This is a genomic window from Citrobacter freundii ATCC 8090 = MTCC 1658 = NBRC 12681, assembly GCF_011064845.1.
Classification (GTDB): Bacteria; Pseudomonadota; Gammaproteobacteria; order Enterobacterales; family Enterobacteriaceae; genus Citrobacter; species Citrobacter freundii.
This window is the reverse complement of record NZ_CP049015.1, coordinates 2,236,471-2,256,111: the sequence shown is the minus strand read 5'-3', so window position 1 is coordinate 2,256,111 and position 19,641 is coordinate 2,236,471. Positions and strand designations below refer to the sequence as shown.

The 19,641-nt window shown below is 52.0% G+C and carries 19 protein-coding genes; 9 read left to right on the top strand and 10 right to left on the bottom strand.

The genetic code is table 11. The annotated features are described in order from the left end of the window. Positions 1–119 precede the first annotated feature (119 nt). Entirely contained in the window at positions 120–842 is a 723-nt protein-coding gene (locus tag G4551_RS10825; RefSeq protein ID WP_003836508.1) for a substrate-binding domain-containing protein, read from the top strand. Here G4551_RS10825 and G4551_RS10820 read toward each other — a convergent pair. From G4551_RS10820 to puuE, 4 genes are all read right to left on the bottom strand, one after another. After that, on the bottom strand, positions 829–1,581 hold the full coding sequence (locus G4551_RS10820; protein ID WP_003836510.1) for an ABC transporter ATP-binding protein: 753 nt from the start codon (positions 1,579–1,581) through the stop codon (positions 829–831). The two genes, G4551_RS10825 and G4551_RS10820, sit on opposite strands and share 14 nt — an antisense overlap. Further along, positions 1,578–2,582: a FecCD family ABC transporter permease gene (locus tag G4551_RS10815; protein WP_003836513.1), complete on the bottom strand. Its 1,005-nt coding sequence runs from the start codon at positions 2,580–2,582 to the stop codon at positions 1,578–1,580. The genes G4551_RS10820 and G4551_RS10815 overlap by 4 nt, the downstream gene beginning before the upstream one ends. Further along, a complete protein-coding gene (locus tag G4551_RS10810; RefSeq protein ID WP_003836515.1) occupies positions 2,569–3,624 on the bottom strand; it encodes an ABC transporter substrate-binding protein in 1,056 nt (351 codons plus the stop codon). The genes G4551_RS10815 and G4551_RS10810 overlap by 14 nt, the downstream gene beginning before the upstream one ends. Positions 3,625–3,804: 180 nt before the next feature. Continuing rightward, positions 3,805–5,067 (bottom strand): 4-aminobutyrate transaminase, encoded by a 1,263-nt coding sequence (gene puuE, locus G4551_RS10805; RefSeq protein WP_003836518.1) that lies wholly within the window; start codon positions 5,065–5,067, stop codon positions 3,805–3,807. Positions 5,068–5,173: 106 nt separating this feature from the next. Here puuE and pdxR point away from each other — a divergent pair, with 106 nt between their 5' ends. Further along, on the top strand, positions 5,174–6,649 hold the full coding sequence (pdxR, locus tag G4551_RS10800; RefSeq protein ID WP_003836519.1) for a MocR-like pyridoxine biosynthesis transcription factor PdxR: 1,476 nt from the start codon (positions 5,174–5,176) through the stop codon (positions 6,647–6,649). Between the two features lie 43 nt (positions 6,650–6,692). Here the strand turns inward: pdxR and G4551_RS10795 are convergent, their stop codons facing one another. The 4 genes from G4551_RS10795 to G4551_RS10780 form a co-directional block, all read right to left on the bottom strand. Beyond that, positions 6,693–7,901, bottom strand: coding sequence for a c-type cytochrome (locus G4551_RS10795; protein ID WP_003836521.1), 1,209 nt, complete (start codon positions 7,899–7,901; stop codon positions 6,693–6,695). Positions 7,902–7,904: 3 nt separating this feature from the next. Then, on the bottom strand, positions 7,905–9,797 hold the full coding sequence (locus G4551_RS10790) for an NAD(P)-binding protein (protein WP_003836523.1): 1,893 nt from the start codon (positions 9,795–9,797) through the stop codon (positions 7,905–7,907). Positions 9,798–9,886: 89 nt separating this feature from the next. Next, the gene (locus tag G4551_RS10785; protein WP_003836525.1) at positions 9,887–10,360 is read right to left on the bottom strand and encodes an ester cyclase; all 474 of its coding nucleotides are present in this window, start codon (positions 10,358–10,360) and stop codon (positions 9,887–9,889) included. An 11-nt stretch (positions 10,361–10,371) separates the two neighbouring features. After that, a complete protein-coding gene (locus tag G4551_RS10780; RefSeq protein WP_003836527.1) occupies positions 10,372–11,799 on the bottom strand; it encodes a gamma-aminobutyraldehyde dehydrogenase in 1,428 nt (475 codons plus the stop codon). Positions 11,800–12,114: 315 nt separating this feature from the next. On the opposite strand from G4551_RS10780, the gene G4551_RS10775 reads away from it, so the two are divergent. Both G4551_RS10775 and G4551_RS10770 read left to right on the top strand, forming a co-directional pair. After that, complete coding sequence (locus G4551_RS10775) at positions 12,115–12,840, top strand: FadR/GntR family transcriptional regulator (RefSeq protein WP_003029304.1); 726 nt, start codon at positions 12,115–12,117, stop codon at positions 12,838–12,840. A 24-nt stretch (positions 12,841–12,864) separates the two neighbouring features. Beyond that, on the top strand, positions 12,865–13,563 hold the full coding sequence (locus G4551_RS10770; protein ID WP_003836530.1) for a cache domain-containing protein: 699 nt from the start codon (positions 12,865–12,867) through the stop codon (positions 13,561–13,563). Between the two features lie 21 nt (positions 13,564–13,584). On the opposite strand, the gene G4551_RS10765 is transcribed toward G4551_RS10770, so the two are convergent. Next, complete coding sequence (locus G4551_RS10765) at positions 13,585–15,066, bottom strand: APC family permease (protein WP_003836532.1); 1,482 nt, start codon at positions 15,064–15,066, stop codon at positions 13,585–13,587. A 332-nt stretch (positions 15,067–15,398) separates the two neighbouring features. Between G4551_RS10765 and G4551_RS10760 the strand changes: the two genes are divergently transcribed. The 5 genes from G4551_RS10760 (at position 15,399) to G4551_RS10740 (ending at position 18,854) form a co-directional block, all read left to right on the top strand. Beyond that, positions 15,399–15,539 (top strand): hypothetical protein, encoded by a 141-nt coding sequence (locus G4551_RS10760; RefSeq protein ID WP_003832695.1) that lies wholly within the window; start codon positions 15,399–15,401, stop codon positions 15,537–15,539. 209 nt (positions 15,540–15,748) lie between these two features. Further along, positions 15,749–16,582, top strand: coding sequence for an ABC transporter substrate-binding protein (locus G4551_RS10755; protein ID WP_003836534.1), 834 nt, complete (start codon positions 15,749–15,751; stop codon positions 16,580–16,582). Between the two features lies 1 nt (position 16,583). Then, positions 16,584–17,402, top strand: coding sequence for an amino acid ABC transporter ATP-binding protein (locus G4551_RS10750; RefSeq protein WP_003029322.1), 819 nt, complete (start codon positions 16,584–16,586; stop codon positions 17,400–17,402). After that, positions 17,402–18,187, top strand: coding sequence for an amino acid ABC transporter permease (locus tag G4551_RS10745; RefSeq protein WP_003836537.1), 786 nt, complete (start codon positions 17,402–17,404; stop codon positions 18,185–18,187). The genes G4551_RS10750 and G4551_RS10745 overlap by 1 nt, the downstream gene beginning before the upstream one ends. Next, the gene (locus G4551_RS10740; protein ID WP_003836538.1) at positions 18,177–18,854 is read left to right on the top strand and encodes an amino acid ABC transporter permease; all 678 of its coding nucleotides are present in this window, start codon (positions 18,177–18,179) and stop codon (positions 18,852–18,854) included. Before G4551_RS10745 ends, G4551_RS10740 begins: the two co-directional genes overlap by 11 nt. 9 nt (positions 18,855–18,863) lie before the next feature. Here the strand turns inward: G4551_RS10740 and ydhT are convergent, their stop codons facing one another. Further along, a complete protein-coding gene (ydhT, locus tag G4551_RS10735; protein WP_369700982.1) occupies positions 18,864–19,628 on the bottom strand; it encodes a protein YdhT in 765 nt (254 codons plus the stop codon). Between the last annotated feature and the right edge of the window lie 13 nt (positions 19,629–19,641).

Genomic DNA, 19,641 nt, shown 5'->3' with positions numbered 1-19,641 from the left:
TCGGTTTTATCATTTCCTACGTTGCTACAATAGCAATGCGTTAAATCATTCTAAATTCCATGCTCAACGCGTATCATTCATATTCTTCGTATAATGTCTTTCGTCAGAGCCCGGATACCATGCCCTCTTCCATCCTCCTGTTCGCCGCGGGCAGTTTACGCCCAGCATTTACCCCGCTGATAAGCCAGTTCACGCGCATGAGTGGAATAGACGTCAAGGTTGAATATGGTCCGGCCGGTTTACTGCGCGAGCGTATTGAAGCGGGTGAACCGTGTGCGCTCTTTGCCTCCGCCAACCGGGAACATCCGCAAAACCTGCTGGTACGTAATAAAGCCGTCTCAACGCACACCTTTTGCTGGAACAAACTGAGCCTTGTCAGCAACCGAATCGGAACCTGGCTGGATTTACTCCGCGACCCAACGCTGCGACCAGGTACATCAACGCCCGGCTGCGACCCTTCCGGAGACTATACCTGGGCATTTTTCGACAATATGGATGTACTGGAACCAGGACTCGGGCGGCAACTTCGGGCGCGCGCTATCCCACTGGTTGGTGGCCGTGATACGATAAAAATCCCGCAAGGAGAACTGGCGAGCGCCTGGATCCTGCGCCAGGGGCTGGCCGATCTGTTTATCGGTTACGCGCATTACGCACACGCGCTGCACGCGATGACCGACGTACATTACGTGGCTATTCCGGACGAGCACAATATTCGCTGCGAATACCAACTGGCGGTGCTTGAAGCCTCCAAAGAAGTCATGGCGCTGGTTGAATTCATACTTTCCCGCAGCGGTCAGGCGTTCCTTACCGCCGCAGGATTCTTACCGCTTAACGACGAATAGAAAACAACGGTGCGATAAATGGCGTAGGGTGATTCTCCACGCTAAGTTTTCGCAGCGGTAAGCCATAGGCCAGAAACAGATTCTCTTCGGTCACAATGCTGTCCGTTGGCCCTGCCCGCCATTTACCTTCAGGGAGTAGCAGCAAAGTATGGGAAGCAACCTGTAACGCATGAAGCGGATCGTGGGTCGAAAAGAGAATGCTGCATCCCTGTTGATGGGCCAAATCGCTGATGAGCTGGAGCACCACCTGCTGATTGGCGAGATCCAGCGCGGAACACGGTTCATCAAGTAACAACGTTTGACACTCAGTCACCAGAGCCCGGGCAATCATCACTAACTGTTGCTGCCCGCCAGAAAGTGAGCCAAATGAGCTGGAGGCAAGATGCGCAATACTCAACTGCTCTAATGCCTGCATTGCTCTTTGTTGATCCTGCTGGCTGGGTTGCGCAAAAAGCTTCACGTGCTGTGCCCGCCCCATCAATACCACGTCGCTGACCGTATAAGGAAACGGTAGATGGCTATGCTGTGCCACAATTCCTATCCCACCGTTATTTTCAATACTCCCGCCTAAAGCAGGCAGCGTGCCGGTTAGCGTATCAAGCAGCGTACTTTTACCCAGACCGTTACGTCCAAGCACGGCCCAGATATCACCTTTCTGGCAACAGAACGTTAGCGGCTCAAATAGCGGCGCGCGATACCCATAAGAAAGCTGATTTACGCGCAGTGCGGCAGGTATCATGATTTCTCCCGACGGCTGGTACGAATGAGCAAGAAAGCAAACAACGGCGCACCGAACAATGCGGTGATGATCCCCAGCGGTATCTCCGCGTGCATCAGGGTGCGGGCAATATCATCCACGACAATCATAAAACCGCCCCCCAACCAGAAGGCACACGGCAGTAGACGACGATGATCAACGCCCACCAGCAAACGCGCCAGATGCGGAATAACCAACCCAACCCAGGCAATACTGCCGCTGACCGCCACCTGAGCGGCGACCAAAAATGCGCAGCACACCAAAACGCTGCGTCGCAGAGGAACCACCGCCACACCCAGTGCTCTGGCATCTTTGTCATTGAGCGATAACAGGTTTATCCGCCAGCGTAGCTGGAACAAAACCGTCGCGGCGATACCGACCGGAACCGCCAATAGCAGTACTTTATTCCAGTTGGCCGTCGCGAAGCTGCCCAGCAGCCAGAACACAATATTAGGTAACGTCTCTTCGGTATCAGCCTGATATTGGATCAGGCTCACCAGCGCGGCAAAAAAGCCGCTCAAAATGATACCTGACAGGATCAACACCAGCGTATTCTCCAGCCCCTGTAACGCAGCAATGACATACACCAGGATCAATGCCGTCAGACCGAAGAAAAACGTTGACCCCATCATCAGCAAGGGTGAAAGACCGAGCAGGATGGCCAGCGTTCCTCCAAAGGCCGCCCCCGACGTCACACCGATAATATGCGGGTCGACCAGCGGATTATGAAATACTCCTTGCAACGTCGCCCCGCATAACCCCAGCGCGCCCCCCGCCAGCAGCGCCATCAGAATACGCGGTAATCTGACCGTCCAGATCACCTGGCTGGCTATTCCCCCAGCGTCGCTATAGTGCGTCAGGTGGTAAAATACCTCACTTAACGACAGCGGATATTGTCCGAGGCATAGCGAACTGACGCCCAGCAACAGGACCACAACGATTAAGAGCGGTTGCTGGGACAAAAAACGGTTACTTAGCTGCATCAGACTGCCAGTTCACACGATAAAAACGCTGATAGTAATCTTGCGCCTGCGCATCAACGTCCACATCTTTATAGGCATCCGGATACAGTTTTTTGGCCATCCACAGTTCACCGATCGCCAACGCCTCCGGCATCGGATAGCCCCAGGCTTTGGCGTATTCAGGCATCAACCAGACACGATGATTTTTCACCGCATCAATCCCCTGCCAGTTCGGATCGTTTTGGATCTGAGTTACCACCTGCGGATAGCGATCCTGGACAAAAATCACCTGCGGGTTCCACGCTAATACCTGCTCCAGCGCAACCTGACGGGCCCCTTTCACACTGGCAGCCGCCACGTTTAATCCCCCCGCGTGCTGCATCATCAGTCCTGTGTACTTCCCGGAGCCGTAAGTCATCAGGTCGGGGTTAGCCATATAAATACGGACTTTTTGCGCATCCGGGATGTTTGCGACTGGCGCATTGAATTTTGCTCGTGCCGCAAAAACGTAGTCGATTAACGTTTCAGCCTGCGGTTTACGCCCCACGACATCCGCAATCAGGCGAATACCCTGCTTCAACCCTTCGTTGTAGACCTGCTCTTCATTGGCCATAGTCGGGTTCATTTTATTCTGTTGCCCGTCGGCATCTTTGCGCAATGAGATAGCCACGACCGGAATACCGGCGTTCTGAATCTGCTGGATCATCTCCGCGGGCGCATAGTTGGCGACAAACACCACCTGTGGATGAATTGCCAGCAGGCTTTCGATGTTCACGCTGGTGAGATCACCCGGCGTCGGCAATGTAGTAATCGTCGGCATAAAGCGCGCAAATTCAGGCCCGAGCTGTTTTTTCCAGCTCGACATAACGCCAACAATGTCCTGCTGGGCATTGAGCTGGACCAGAATATTCAACGTCTGGTGTTGCAGCACGACGACTTTGTCCACATGGTCAGGAATCGTGACCTGTCGACCAAGCTGATCGGTGATCGTTCGGTCAGCCTGAGCAGAAAACGCAAACAACATGCTGGCGCATACCAGCACAAAAGAGCGGAAAGTTAACATGGGATACCATCTGAATAGAGGAGTAAAAACGATATGCATTAAATTATATAACGCAATAACTGGCAACCCATTCGCGATAAATACCGCACTACACACGAGGAAGATCAATTTATGCCGGCAATAATAAAGCCGACGGTGATGACAACCGTCGGCTTTATGTCTTTTCTGCGGTATACGGGACTATTTCGTCGCCGCTTTGATGACCTGAAGCGCTTTGGCGAACTGATCCTGCGGAATCGTAAGCGGGTAAAGGAAACGAATAACGTTGCCATACTGACCGCAGGTCAGCAGCAGCAGCCCTTGCTCAAGGGCTTTCTTCTGCACGCGTTGTGCGGCGGAAGCGTTGGGTTCCCCTGTCACTGGATCACAGAATTCAGCAGCAATCATAGAACCTAAACCACGCACTTCGGCCAGTTCAGGACACCCTGCTTGCGCATCTGTCAGAGCGGCGCGCAGCTGTTCGCCGAGGGCCGCCGCACGCTGGCACAGCTGTTCATCATGAATAATGTCCAGTACTGCATGGGCCGCCGCGATCGACAGCGGGTTCCCGGCGTAAGTTCCACCCAGACCACCAGGCGCAGGTGCATCCATGATTTCGGCTTTGCCCACGACGCCAGACAGCGGCATACCGCCCGCGAGGCTTTTCGCCATGGTCATCAGGTCCGCTTTATCGGCGTAATGATCCATCGCAAACAGCTGGCCCGTACGGGCAAACCCGCTTTGTACTTCATCGGCGATCATCACGATGCCATGCTCGTCGCAAATACGGCGGATGGCAGCCACAAATTCCGGCGGTGCCACCACGAAGCCCCCTTCGCCCTGGACGGGTTCGAAGATAATCGCCGCAACCTGGGTTGGATCGATATCGGCTTTAAACAGACGCTCAATCGCTTTTAGGGAATCCTCCGTGGAAATACCCTGCAATTCAGAAGGATACGGAGCATGGTAAACAGAGCCAGGGAACGGACCGAAACCTTTTTTATAGGGTGCCACCTTGCCGGTTAACGCCATCGTCATGTAAGTACGACCATGAAAACCACCGCCAAATGCGATAACGCCAGGACGCCCGGTATGTGCGCGTGCAATTTTCACCGCGTTTTCTACCGCTTCAGCCCCGGTGGTGAAGAATGTGGTTTTACGCTTGCCATCGATTGGCGCGACGGCGTTGATTTTCTCAGCCAAAGACACATAGCTTTCGTACGGGACAATCTGATAAGCCGTATGGGTAAAAGCCTGAAGTTGCGCTTCGACTGCCTGCACCAGGCGAGGATGGCGGTGTCCGGTGTTCAGCACGGCAATCCCGGCGGCAAAATCAATGTACTGATTGCCTTCGATATCGGTAATCGTGCTGTTTTCTGCCGACTGGGCATAAAAATCACACATCACACCCACGCCACGCGGGGTGGCATCCAGACGACGTTGTTGCAGGTTTTTATTGTTCATTCTCTACACCTTGTCCATTAATACATTTCGGTTGAATTACCCTTTAAATTTAGACGCCGTCTGGTACTTTAATCGAGAGCCAAATCGTTTTATTTTAAGGATCCAAATGCGTTCACTTGCCGGAGATGTGATCAAGCATGCATTTAGTCAGCAGACTGACGAAAAACTACATCGCCGCCTGTATGCCGCCATTTGTAGTTGCATCCTCGAAGGTAGCCTGAAACCGGCTACCCGAATGCCTCCGTCGCGTGACCTGGCAGGAGAGCTGATGCTATCGCGCAATACCGTCCTGCGGGTTTACGAGCAGTTGCAGGCCGAAGGTTATATTTCTGCGCGTACCAGTAGCGGCACATTTGTCACTGACAGCGTGCTGGACAATCTCAACCTGCGTCCCAATAAAGAACCTGTTGCTGCCGCTCTGGAGGATCACACCCGCTTATCTGCCCGCTGCCTTGAGCTGTTAGGTAATGCCAGCGCCAGTCCCTGTCAGTGGGGCGCGTTTATTCCAGGCGTACCTGATGTAGAGCATTTTCCGCACCGGGTGCTCAAAAAAATTCAGGACAGGCTGGCAAGACGATTGCGCCCGGAGTTTCTCACTTACGATGCCGCAGGCGGTGTGAATGAGCTGAAAGAAGCGCTGGCAGACTATCTGCGCACCGCTCGCGGCGTGCGGTGTTCGCCGGAGCAAATTCTGATTACCGAAGGTATTCACCAGGCGCTGGATCTGGTGACCCGAACGTTATGCAACCCGGGCGATCACGCCTGGATTGAGGAGCCGGGCTACTGGGGAATCAAAAATATTCTGCGTATCAATGCGGTGAATTTTTCGGCTATTCCTGTTGATGAACAAGGTATGGTCCCGCCGGAGGCAGGCGAAACACCGCCAAAACTTATTTTTGTGACACCGTCACATCAATACCCTCTCGGTTCGGTGATGAGCCTCAATCGCCGCCGGCAACTTATCTTTCGCGCACGTGAAACGCGAAGTTGGATAGTGGAAGATGATTACGACAGTGAGTTCCGCTTTTCCGGCCAGCCGATCCCCTCTTTGCAGGGGCTGGAAGAAGAGACACCGGTCATCTACATCGGGACATTCAGTAAGACACTCTATCCCGCACTTCGACTCGGGTATGTCGTGCTACCTAAATCGTTAGCCGCTCCGCTGAAAAAGGTTCATAACGACCTCTACCGTGGTGGACATCTGTTGATTCAGACCGCGCTGGCGGAGTTTATTCGCGAGGGTTATTACGCAGCGCACATTCGGAAAATGCGCCAACTATACAGTCGTCGTCGCCAGATGCTGGTAGAGCTTATCAGCCGCCAGCTTGGTGAACATTATCTTGGTTCCTTCAGCAGCAACGCCGGGCTGCATATGATCTTACAGTTACCCGCAGGGAGCGATGACGCGGTCATTGCCCAACAAGCGAATGCGCAAGGGTTGTTGGTGCGCCCGTTATCACGCTATTACGTGAATGAAGAGAAACGCAGCGGCCTGTTGCTGGGGTTTGCAAGTATTGAAGAGCATGAAATGCCGGCGGCGTTTACCCGACTCGCGGATATTATCAGGGTAAACACCGTGTAAGCACTGCCGGATGGTGGTGCAAGCACCTTATCCGGCATACTGTTTAATGTGACGCTTTTTTAATCCCAGCCAGATCTTCATGGCTTACTTCGCCATTCCCTTCACCCCAGGTCTTACGCACGTAATTAATCACGTCGCGCATTTCGTTGTCACTTAACATGCCTCCGTAGGCGGGCATCTTGAAGGAGACGCTGCCGCGCGTTGTCGGTGTTTCTGCGCCGTGGGCAATCACTCTGAACAGCGGCGCCGGGTCATCAACCATGACCAGCGGATTGTTGACCAAAGAAGGTGCGTTATCATCCGTACCTTTCCCTTCCAGACCGTGACAAGTTGAACAGTAACGGTTATAGGTCACTTTGCCCGCCTCAGGTGAATTCGACCAGGATGCTGTAGTCGCAGCAGCACGCACCGTTTCAGGCTTCGCGCTTTTCAGACTCAGCAGATATTGGGCGATCGCCGTGGCATCTTCGTCGGTCAGATACTGTGTACTCTGCGTGACGACTTCAGCCATCGAACCTGAAACCGCAGCATGCTTGCTCTTACCGGTCAGCAACAGCGATTTTAACGCCTGCTCAGACATTCCGCTGCCCCGCAGCGAAGGTGCATACCAGCCGTCAATCATCGCGCCACTCAGGTACTCGGCATCAGCATGGGTATAAGCTTTTTCATTCATCGCCATACCTCTCGGTGTATGGCATGAACCGCAGTGTCCGGGACCTTCCACCAGATAAGCGCCCCGTTTTATCAGAGCTGTGTTGTCATCTGGTTTCGCGCTATCTACTGTCGTCGCTGGCGCGTCGGTAAACAGCCAGTTCCAGATATGCAGTGGCCAGCGGGCGGAGAGTAGCCACGGAATGGCATTCTCTTTATTGGGTTGCGCAGACGGTGTGACATCATGCATAAAATAGCGATACAGCGCCTGAACATCCTCGTCAGAAAGTTTTGCATAAGAGGGATAAGGCATGGCCGGATAGAGCGGGTGACCGTCTTTGGCAATTCCCTGGCGTACCGCCTTTTCAAAATCCTCGTATGAGTAATTACCAATACCCTGTGCCTTGTCCGGGGTAATGTTGGTCGAATAAATATCCCCCACCGGAGTAGGAAACTTTTTGCCCCCCGCCATCGCCGCACCACCTTCAGCGGTATGACAGGCGACGCAGTCTGAAATTCGCGCGATGTATTCACCGTTAGATTCAGCAGCGCTTACCGAAGCGGTAAATAAACAGGCGGCGAGAATGGTTACGTTACGCATAGATCACCCCATATCCTTGAGTTCATTAACCGCACGCCATGCCTGATCGATTGCCGTGTGGGCATAAGCACTCCAGTCAGAATCGGAGTTAGCGATGGCAATGCGACCGACTGGCTGACGCGCCCGCTCGATAATTTCTGGCATTTTATCCATATCATCGAACAGTGAATTGGCGTAGTACGCATAGCCATGCGCCCAGCGGTTAACGGTAATGGCGGAGATATCGCGTTGATTATCAAAGCCTGTTGAGCCAAACATCTCCTGCAACTGGGAGCGAATCATCTCCTCATGCGCCGCAAAAGTGGTCCCCAGCAAATAGGCTCGTCCCAGGCGGAACTGCTCTCTGGCCGATAGGTTACTGCCCGGGTAGGTCGGCACATAGACCATGTGAATGACCATCGGATCGTCCGGGGAGGCCGGATGCTGATACCCACCAATACTGACCGGATAGTCGAGCTTAACCCGGCTGTAAGGTGCCGCTGGAGAATAAATTTCATGTACGCCAAGCTGTTTGAACGCCTGCCAGTTTTTTACCACCACGTTGGTGTACACCAGCGGAGCCTTGACGTTCAGTTTGAGATCCGCCTGCTGCTGTTCCGGCATCTCAGGCACCAGATACGGGATCATCATGTTATAGCCTGCCATGATGGTGTTCTTACCGCGCACACGGTGCATTTTACCGTCACGCAGGTAGGTCACCACAACGCCATCCTGCACGTTGGCCGCATTAATCACTGTGCTGTTCAGGCGCAGGCGCGTGGTGTTTTCTGGTAGATCCAGCTTTTCATAATGTAATCTGGCGAGAACAGAGTCTTCCATCGTGTTACCCGGTAGCGCATCCGGCAGCATATACCTGACTAACAGTCGGGCCAGACCGGCGTTACCGTCCGGGAAATGGTAAACATACGGCTCTTCGAGGTCGGCCAGCGACTCTCCGTCCAACGGCGGTAACCCCATCCCTTCCATGCCGGGTAAGGCGCACGCCCTGGCATCGCTGCAGGAGATGCCTTCAATGCCGATGGCAAAGAAGTCATTGGAACGCTGCTGAAAATAGAGCAGCGCCATTTTGCTCAAACCCACTTTTGTTGCTAAAAATTCACTGTAGCTGTGGGTATCCAGCCATTCCATTTTCTCATCGACCGTCATCCCCGGAAGGTAATCGCCAGGGCGTACATGCAGGTCGATCAGCGCTTTTCTGTCGTTCTCACCTAGCGGAAAATCATTGATAAAGTCTTCAATTTTACGGCCATTGAGCCTGTCCGGCGGAATATCATCAGATACCGCGCGGCCCGGATCGCCGCTGACGATTTTTGTTACGCCAAAATTCTTCTTGTCGAAAAAAACCCCGCGACTGAGCTGCCAGTCGGGGTAGAAGTTTACGTCAAAACTCTCTTTTAACCGCGTGACGCTGACGCCCACGGTTTCCATCAGTTTTTGTACTTCAGGGCTGAAATTATGCGCGGGTGACTGGAATGCTTCGCTGCCGCCATAACCGAGTAATTTCTTGCCCGAGCTGGTAAATTCATTACGTTTGGCGTGTCCGCCAAAATCGTCATGGTTATCGAGGATCAGGATCCGGCTATTTTGCCCGGCAACTTGACGCCAAAAACAACCGGCAGCTAACCCGCTAATCCCGCCCCCAACAATCACCAGATCGTACTCTTCCTCAACGGGCAGAGCGTTTAAATCAAAATGCTTCTGCTCGCGGCCTAGCGCATGCGCCATTTCAAATGATCCAGGATGATTACCCCGCAGCCCTGTCAGCGCAGGAGGATAATAATTTCCATCTATAAATGCGTTTCCCTTTCCTGTCGCCCTGACCCACTCCAGCGGGGTAAGTCCCGCCGCAATAGTCACCGCGACGCCGTTGAGAAAATCACGTCTGGTAATTGCCATTAACTTTTTTCCTTATTGCTACACACTGCCTTTAATACGACACAAATAAGAGAAATACCCCCTTCTTATTTATAAAGGGGTACAACCGACTACTTCACTGGCTTTAACTCTTCATCCAGTTTTTTAGAATCATAATAATCACCCTGCCAGGTGATTTTTCCTGCTTTAACATGAATATAGCTTACGCCTTCAAATTTGATCGGATTATTTGTCGGCGGACTCCCTGCCCATTCACCACTATTTTTGCCTGAAAATTCCCAACGGAATGCCACGGTGTCTTCGTCGTAGACGGGTTTGCCAACCATTTTCCAGTTCAGATCTGGCACCGCCTTAATAAAAGCGCCGATAACCTCTTTTTCCGCTTTTTCTCTCCCGTTTACCGGTTCACCCGCGGCGGCATCATAATAAACCGCATCATCCGCAAGATATTGAGCGGCTCGTGAAACATCATGCGCATTCCACGCCGCCATATATTCTTTTACGGTATTCAGCGATGTACTTTCTGCAAGGCTATAGCCAGAGAGCATCACTAATGAAAGAACCGCAATTCTTAATGTTTTCATCGTAATCCTCTCTATTCAGAAATGTCACACATGATATGTTTCACCCGAGTGTATTCTTCGAGCGAATAGGATGAGAGATCTTTGCCATAACCCGATTTTTTGAACCCGCCGTGCGGCATTTCGGCGCACAGAGGAATGTGATTGTTAATCCACACCGTGCCAAAATCGAGGTCAATGCTGAAGCGCTGCGCGCGACCATGGTTACTGGTCCAGACGCTGGCGGCAAGACCATACTCCACATCATTCGCTTTGTGTAGTGCCTCTTCGTCAGTAGAAAACGACTGAATGGTCATTACCGGACCAAATACTTCATGCTGAATAGCTTCATCATTTTGATGCAATCCGGAGACAATCGTCGGCTCAAAATAGAAGCCCGGACCTGGCCCGGCGCGCCCACCGGTTTCAATTTTTGCATGTGCCGGTAAACGCTCAATAAAACCTTTCACCTGCTCCAGTTGATTCCGGCTATTCAATGCGCCGTACAGCGCATTCTGATCTTCTGGCGGCCCAAATTTGATACTTTTTGTTTTCTGGATCAGTTTTTCCAGAAACTCAGCATAGATGGATTGCTCTACCAGGATCCGCGTAGCCGCTGTGCAATCCTGCCCGGCATTGAAAAAGCCTGCCGTAGTGATTGTCGCAATCGCCTTGTCCATATCCGCATCGGCGAACACGACTGCAGGCGCTTTCCCGCCCAATTCCAGATGTGCTTTAGTCAGATTCGCCGCTGCTGATGCCGCAACCTGCAAGCCCGCGCGGACCGAACCGGTAATCGAAACCAGTGAAGCCTTCGGATTTGAAACCACCAGCGAACCGGTGCTGGCTTTGCCCAACACGACGTTAAACGCCCCTCTCGGGAACAATGGTGCTGCCAGTTCAGCCAACAGCAGCGTACTGACTGGTGTGGTGTCGCTTGGCTTTAACACGATCGTGTTGCCTGCCGCCAGCGCTGGTGCAATCTTCCACACCGCCATCATGAACGGGTAGTTCCACGGCGTAACTTGCCCAACGATACCCAGCGGTTCACGACGGATGGTCGATGTAAACCCGGCGGAATATTCTCCCGCCGCCTTCCCTTCAAGACAGCGCGCCGCGCCAGCAAAAAAGCGGATGGCATCGCAGGATGCCGCAATCTCCTCTTTCTCAATAAAATGGCGAAGCTGACCGGTTTCCTGACTCTGCGCGGTTACCAGTCGCTCAACGTTGCGTTCAATCTCGTCGGCCAGCAGCAATAACGCCTTTTGCCGCTGTGCTGGCGTCGATTTTCTCCAGATGCTAAACGCCGCCTCCGCTGCTGAGTAGGCTTGCTCTACCTCCACCTCGTTAGCGTTGGGAGAAATTGCGTATGTTTCACCGTCAACCGGACTCACCAGTTCGAAGCTATCTTCGCTGCTGCCTGCTACATAGTGCCCATTAATAAAATGCTTCAGGGTTTTCATGCTTGTCTCCTGTCAATTAATACATAAAGAATCTTATGTAATATATATATTGTAAAATTTTTTCAAATGCGCAACATTGACACTATGATAAGCCTCGCATTTTTAACTTAATTTTCACATTTGCAAGGTAAGGCTTTTCATTGCCAGCTGACGCGTTATGCTCAGCTCATCATGAGGTTATCGGGACACACATCCGCTTGTGCAGTGACGTTGCGCCCAGGCATGTAAAATAACTCGGCCATTCTTACCTTCCTTGCCCGACGGGCATGTGTTAAAAATGGTCGTTGTTTCAGGGAATTGAGTACAGAAAAGATTATGATTACTCACGCGGTCATATTTGCGCCTATCGGGCAGGTCAGTCGTTCAGACCAGATAGTCCAGCGCCTTTCAAATGCCATTATCACGGGGTTGCTGGAGCCAAAAGAACAGCTTCCCAACGAAACTGATTTGGCAAAAATGATGGGTGTCTCACATATCACTATCAGAGAAGCGCTAAACACGCTTCGGGCTAATAATCTTATCCATACGGTTCGCGGTCGTAATGGCGGGAGCTTCGTTTGCGAAAATATCGATGGCAAAAATAGCGCCCTGCACCCGTTCAAAGCGATCAGTACGGATTATCTGTCTGATCTGGGTGAAATGCATTGCGCCATTATTAGCCATAGCGCGAGGCTGGCTTCCCGACGGATGACCGGTGCGGATATCGCCAAATTTCGCGAGTTTGTCGAGGTTCTCAGAAAGGCAAACTCACCTGAGCTGATGACCCAGGCCGATATGCGTTGTCTGCTGGCGATTGCTGCCAGTTCGCATTCAGCGCGACTGGCCAATCAGGAGCTGCAAGTTCAGGCTGAATGGGCATCACTTGTGGCGATACTTTATCGCACAGACAGTATTCATGCGGAAATTATCGCGCTTTATTCAGCGCTGGCCGATGCACTGGCTGCTCACAACGAGGCAGAGTCAGTACAGTTTGCCACACGGATCATCGACACGTTTACCTACTACCTTATTGAAAAAAAGCTGAAATATAACTCGAACTGACAATCAGTGAAGGCAGGACAGACAATGAGCTCTTCGACATCCCTAAGCGCATTAATCCGTAAAATTGATGACATTACTGTTTCTACCGTAGATTCTACCGTTGCGCTAGCGAGGAGCATCCATGAGGCGATTTCAGGGGTACAAAAGGCCTCAGCCGAGGTCGTTCTCGACCCATCAGTAAGATCCACCGTTCAACAGCACATCAAGCGCACGCTCAGTGACAACCATTACTGTTCAGGGGCGGGATTCGCCAGCCATATTGAGAGCACCGCAAACACAAAAGAGTACTGGTTGCTGGAGTGGTGGTATAAGAAAGATAATGGTTTGAGCCAGGCGCATCTGGATTTGGATCAGGCCACACAACAACGACTGGATTTCAGAACCTTTGAGTGGTTTAAGCATTCTCCTCCGGCTGGCAAAGCCTATATCCACGGTCCCTACGTCGACTATATTTGCAATACCTCCTATACCCTAACGTCAGCCGTCCCGGTCTACTACAACGACCAGTTTCTCGGTGTTGCCGCGGTCGATTTGCTGGTCAGTCAGATAGAAGCCGAACTGCTCTCCTGCGCTCATCCTGATTATGTGATTCTGACCAATCTGGAAAACAGGATCATTTTCTCCAGTTGGCCACGTTTTCGCGTGGGTGAATTGCTGGCACCTGCAAATAGTACCGTGGTGTATCAGAGCGACTACTTTATCCTTTATCACTATCAAAACTAAGGGCCCGAAGGCCCTTAGTTTTTAGTTATCCTGCCTCATATTGAGCTTACTGGCGTACGCAATGGCGTCGTTTTCCGGCGCCGCTGAACGACCAAACGGACGGGTCAGGAACATATAAATAAGTCCCGAGCCAACGACAATCGCCAGGCCGAACAGGACCGTCCAACGGTCAATGAAGTCGCTGCTGTCTGCCGGTTGCGCCAGTAACCAGATCCCGCACAATCCGTAAGCTAACGCCAGCACATTCACGATTACGCCCCAACCGCCAATGGTCCACTCCCCCGCCGGTTTCCAGCCTTTCAGGCGCTGACGCAGCGCGGCCAGCACAACCATCTGGAACGAGATGTAAATCCCGATAACAGCAAACGCGGTGATACGCGACAGGTTATCTGGCTGGAAATAAACCCAAACACAGATGATCACTGGCAGTAGGCAACTGACGACCATGGCATTATCCGGAACACCATTTTTAGAGATTTTGGCCATCCATTCACTTCCCGGCAGCATTCTGTCGCGGGAGAAAGAAAAGATAAGACGGCTTAACGCAGCCTGGAGAGACAAAATGCACGACAACATGGCGATAATCGCGACGACGATAAAGACAGTCGCGCCGGTTTCACCCAGAGCTTCATTAAGGATTGCCGGGATCGGATCGGACGTTTTGCCATTCACGATGCTGACCAGATTCGGTGAAGCCAGCAGATAACCCATAACAGAAATAATGGCGGAAATCGCGCCGAATACGATGCTTAAAATCATCGCCACTGGGATCTTTTTACTGGGATTCTGCACCTCTTCCGCAACGTTACCGCAGGCCTCAAAGCCAAAGAACATAAACAGTCCCATCAGCGCAGCAGACATAAATGCGGTGGAATAGCTGCCGTCATGAGCCAGCACACCCATCGAGTCAAAAATTACAGAGAACGGCTGCGAACGGTGGAAAATCAGCAGATAAATCCCCAGCGCGATCACGCTAACAATTTCACACCAGAAACCAATTTTCGCCACCCGGGCCAGATTTTTAGTCCCGGACATATTAACCGCCATCATCAACAGCAGCAGCAGAACGGAAGTCACCAACATCGTGGCTGGAGTCTGACCATAATGGAAGAGTGATTCAACAAACGTTGATGTATATTCCGCGATCGACGTAATGGTGACCACCAGTGCCCACAGGTAGATCCAGGCGGCGATCCACGCATATTTCTTGCCCCACAACCTTCTGGCCCAAGGGTAAAGCCCGCCGGTTATCGGATACTGGGAAGCGACCTCACCAAACACCAGCGCCACCAAAAGTTGCCCACATGCGACGATTAAAATCCACCATACTGCAGGCGGCCCCGCCAGCGTTACGGCCAGCGCAAACAGCGAGTAGACGGCGGTAAGCGGCGACAGGTAGGTAAAACCCAACGCAAAGTTTGAAATTAAACCGATCGATCTATTGAACTGTTCTTTGCCATCTTTTTGAAAATTATTGTTTTTCTTATCAGGTGTCTGTTCCATATAGCTTTCTCTTTTGTGGAATAGTCGCAGGGTTGAACAATTAATGTATAAAAGATATTAAGTTATATGTATAGTGATTTTGTCGCAGATTTGTTAAAAATGATCGCGCATCACGTTAATGAAAAAGTGGGAATAAAACGGTAGAGAGAGCGAGAATTTTGCGGTATTTACAACCAACAATTCTTTAGCAATTGCGAACCGTGGGCCACTTTGGCGGATAAATACGCACAGCGGATTGCGTTCGATGCTAAGTAGCAAGAATCGCTGCTGTTAAGCAACATTTTTGCAATATAATAACGTGATGTTAAACGCTGAACCTGAGCAGGTGAATGATGGAAATTGATCTCGATAATCTGGTCTTTGATGGACTGGAAGAAGCGCAAGAGCGTAACGCTGAACGTCTGGAAGATGCAGACAAGAAAGCGCAAGAAATTATTGCTGATAATGATTGCGGTGACGCCTGCAAAATCTGATTTCCGAACCGGCGCAATGCCGGTTTTTTTTTACCTCCTGGCTATGCCCTCTCGCCTGGCTACATATCGCATTGCGTTTACCCATTGTTAACACCTTTTTCACTAATAACATTTTGTAAATAGATAAGAATTTTTTCTTATTTTGTCCTGAACCTGAGTTATGGGAGCGTAAAAAGCACAAACCAAAAAAAACGACAGGGACTTACAAAATGATGGTAACAAAAACTCACAGCGCGAAAAAAACACTGCTGGCACTCGGCATCCTGCTGGCATCAGGCATTAGCGTCTCACAGGCTCAGGCCGACCAACTGGCCGATATCAAAGCCGCAGGCGTAGTAAAAGTCGCAACATTTGACGCGAACCCGCCGTTTGGCTCCATCGATGCCAAAACGCATAAGATTGTCGGCTACGACGTCGATTTTGCCGAAGCGCTGGCTAAATCTCTTGGTGTAAAACTGGAACTGGTGGCGACCAATCCGGCAAACCGAATTCCGTTATTACAATCTGGTAAAGCCGATTTAATCGTTGCGGATATCACGATCACGCCTGAGCGGTCGCAGGTAATAGATTTCTCCGTCCCCTATTTTGTTACCGGCCAGCAGTTCCTTGTGCCAGCAAAATCTCCGGATAAGCTCGATCAATACAGCAAAGCACGCATCGGCGCGGTAAAAGGCACTACTGGTGAACAGGCACTGCATCAGCGCTTCCCGCAGTCGCGCGTACTGGCCTATGACGATATCCCGCTGGCGTTAACCGCACTGCGCAACGGCAATGTTCAGGCCATCACCCAGGACAGTACGATTCTGGCCGGTTTATTAGGCGGTGCGCCGGATAAAGCAGATTTCAAAATTCTACCGGACCTGTTGAGCAAAGAAGAGATTGGCGTGGGGGTGAAAAAAGGTGAGCCAGCGTTGTTAAAAGCCGTCAACGATGAACTTTTGAAGCTGGAATCTACCGGGCAGGCGGCCAAAATTTATGATGTCTGGTTTGGTCCTGAAACCAAAAATCCACAAGCCCGCGCCTTTAAAATAGAAGCCAAATAATATGCTCTCAGCCCTTTTTCATCGATCCGCAGCTTCGGCTGCGGATTTTACCCATTTGCGTCAGGCGAGCGTCGAACTACGCAATGTGGTTAAAGAGTATGGCGCTCAAACTGTACTTAACGGCGTCAACCTGGCAGTTGAGCCCGGTGAAGTGGTGACCATTCTGGGACCTTCCGGTTCTGGAAAGTCCACTCTTATACGTCTTATCAACCAGTTGGAGTCGCTCAGCGATGGCGAAATCTTCATTGATGGTAAACCGATTAGCCAGTTGCGCGGGGCGGCATTACGCCAGCTACGCAGCCGTATCGGTTTCGTATTTCAGCAATTCAATCTCTATTCGCATCTGACTGCACTGCAAAACATCGCGCTGGCGCTGGAATATGTTCACGGCTGGAATAAGACGGAAGCAGATCGTCGGGCACTTGAGTTGCTGGAAAAGGTGGGACTGGCGGAAAAAGCCAATGCCTATGCCGCACAGTTGTCCGGAGGACAGCAGCAGCGCGTGGCCATCGCCCGCGCGCTGGCTTCATCACCGCAAATTATTCTGTTTGATGAGCCCACCTCCGCGCTGGATCCTGAAATGATCGGCGAGGTATTGCAGGTGATGAAAAATCTCGCCCACAGCGGTATCACCATGATCGTCGTGACCCACGAAATGCATTTCGCCCGCGAGATTGCCGATCGTGTGGTTTTCATCGATGGTGGCGATATTCTTGAAGTGGCCCCGCCGGAGGATTTTTTCGTCCAACCACAGCACCCGAGAACCCAGCGTTTCCTGAAAAAAGTGCTCGACCCGTTACACCAGGAGTCATCATCATAATGCATGCAATGGACTGGCAGGGAGTGCTGAGCGGGCAACCCCTGCAATGGATAATTTCTGGTTTTCTTACCACGCTTTGGGTGACGCTGGCAGGTATCGTGCTCGCCACGCTCATTGCCATCTCACTGCTCAGCCTGCGACTGACGGGCAATCTTCTCGCTAAAACGATGGTCGGGGTGTGGATCTCGGTGTTTCGCAATACACCTTTACTGGTGCAACTGATGTTCTGGTATTTTGCCGCATGGAACTGGTTTCCCCGTGACGTCATTAGCTTCATCAATGCTGATCATCCATGGTCAATTCTGCCGGGTGATGTCTGGTGGTTAACGCCGGAGTTTATCTGTTCAGCATGGGGACTGGGCGTATTTACCTCAGCATTTTTGGTCGAAGAGATCGCCTCAGGTTTACAGGCAGTTTCTGCCGGACAACGCGAGGCTGCCGTGGCGCAGGGGTTTTCATCCTGGGCGATATTTCGTCACATTCTACTGCCTCAGGGACTGGCAAACGCCTGGCAACCCATTGTTGGGCAATATCTCAACCTGATGAAGCTTTCCTCGCTTGCCAGCGGTATTGGATTTGCTGAGCTCACCTACCAGGTACGGCAAATTGAGAGCTACAACGCGCACGCGCTGGAAGCCTTTGCCGTTGGCACCGCACTCTATCTGTTTACCGGCATCGTGCTGGGTATGTTGCTTACGCGTCTTGGCCCGCGGCCGGCGGCGGGTAAATCGTCAAAGGTAAGAATGCGCATCTTCAGCGTCAGGAGCATACTGCATGATCGCTAATATTTCGGTCATTACCGACAATCTTGACTATCTCCTGTGGGGACGTGTAGCTGAGGGGCAACCCGGCGGTGTACTGCTCACTTTGCTGATGGCTATCGGTGCGGCTTTGCTGGCGCTGCCTGGCGGGATCGTTCTTGCCTGCAGCGCCTGGCGATTTCCAGGCGCAGTTCGCAACGGGTTGTTTATCTGGGCGGAATTTATTCGCGGCATTCCGCTCATCTTTGTGATTTTCTGGATGTGGTATTTGCTACCCATGCTGACCGGAAGCGATCTGCCCGGTGCCGTTACCGTGACGCTGGCGCTGGCATGGTTCACCGCCGCTTCGGTGATGCACTCGGTGTATGCTGGAATTAGCGCACTGCCTGGTGGGCAATATGAAGCGGCAGTCGTTCAGGGGTTTCGCCCGGATCAGGCCCTGTGTCTTATCTTGCTGCCACAGGTGCTGCGTAACGTACTGCCGTCGTTGACGGGGATTTTCATTGGGCTACTGAAGGACACGTCACTGGCATTTATCGTTAACGTACCGGAACTCACGACGGTTGCCGGTCAGGTTAACAGCCGGGTGCAAATCTACCCGACAGCCATTTTTATCTTTACCGGACTGGTCTATTACCTGCTGTGCTTTAGCCTGGAGAAAATCACCCAGCGCCGCTTCGCACTAAAATGACCTCTCGGCTCAACATTCCACAAACTGATGGTCTTCGTTGAGCCGATATTTCACGCCCGCCCGAATGTTTTTTTCCCCTTCAACGGCAAGCGCAAAGCGCATTCTCTCGCCATCGTGATAAGCCAGCGCCGCACATCCGCCGGGACCGAGCGTTATCGAATCTACAGTACCGGTACTGGCAACAACGGCGTTCTCTCCGCTGGCAATAATGTGGATATTGTCCGCGCAGTTAGCGATTTTTGCCTCTGCGCCAAAACAGGCTACCTGGGTTAAATCACCGCTACTGGCAACCCGGTTTCGGTCGCCAAGCGAACTGATGCGTACGCGCATGCCGGTACTGGCGATACGCGTTCCGTCGCCCACACTGCTGATACGCGCCGAATTTCCCGCAATCGCTATTCGCCCACGATCGCCTGAACTGCCGATATGCGTGTTATAGCCTACACTGCCAATCCGTGCGCTGTAACCGGCACTGGCGATCTGTGCGGCATACCCGGCGCTGGCAATTTTAACGTTGTCACCCGCACTGCTAAATCGGGCATAATCTTCCGCACTCGCCAACGGACGACTGGTTTCCTCCGCGGCTTGCTCACAGGAAATATTCCCCATTGCGTCAATATCCTGCTGAGCAAAACTCGCCTCTTCCCGCCATTTCGACCAGCCGTATTCCACCAGGCTATTTGCCCAATCAGTATACCCTTCCCGCTGGAGCGCACGATGAACATCGGCATAGCTTCCTCCTGCGGGAAACGCGCGTAGAAACCAGCGATACATGACGGGCCCAACA